The sequence below is a fragment of the Micrococcus sp. GbtcB5 genome (assembly GCF_019091605.1).
In the GTDB taxonomy this organism is placed as follows: Bacteria; Actinomycetota; Actinomycetes; order Actinomycetales; family Micrococcaceae; genus Micrococcus; species Micrococcus luteus.
In genome coordinates this window covers 1-623 of record NZ_JAGXJK010000085.1, presented here as the reverse complement: position 1 = coordinate 623, position 623 = coordinate 1, and the positions used below count along the sequence as shown (strand labels likewise).

The 623-nt window shown below is 72.6% G+C and carries 1 pseudogene; it reads right to left on the bottom strand.

Annotation, left to right across the window (positions count from 1 at the left end):
- Nucleotides 1-497, bottom strand: a pseudogene (locus tag KVS67_RS11565) (glycosyltransferase family 1 protein); the annotation flags it as partial.
- Between the last annotated feature and the right edge of the window lie 126 nt (nucleotides 498-623).

Below are 623 nucleotides of genomic sequence, written 5' to 3'. Positions count from 1 at the left end.
TATTCACGGGTGGGGTGGGTGTACGACGCCGGGCTAACGCGGTTCGAGAACGCGAGCACCAGGCGAGAGCGGCAGAGGGCCTCCCCGGCAGCTGCCTGGTTGGTCGCCGGGTCCGACGCGGCCGGAGGCCGTCCTGCGAAAACCACCCCGTGGGAGGCCGCCTCGGCTGCGGTCACATCGTCGTCGTCCCAGGCCGCCGGCTGGCGCCCCAGACGCAGGAGGTCCACCGGCCGGGAGGGTGGGGCATCGGGGAACGCCAGCGTGTCGGCGCCCCAGGGGAGCACGGTCACGGGCCGGCCGGTAGCGCCGTGCCATTCGTCGACGAGGTCCGGGTCGGTGATGAACAGGTGGTCCAGGTGGGGACGATGCCGGGCGATCCCGGCGATCCGGTCCGTCCAGAAGGAGTCGATCACCCAGGCGGCCGTGGATTCATACCCCGGCCACCACAGCTGCGGGCGTGCTGTCAGGGCCAGCGCCGCGGGATTGCCAGCGATCACAAGCAGCCGACGACCACGCCGGCGGGGCCCCGCGGCAACAGCAACGAGGCGCGTTGCCCCATGGAGGCGCGGCCGGTGTCTTCGACCTCCAGGAGGCGCCCGCCGAGGATCCTCGCAGTTAGCGCC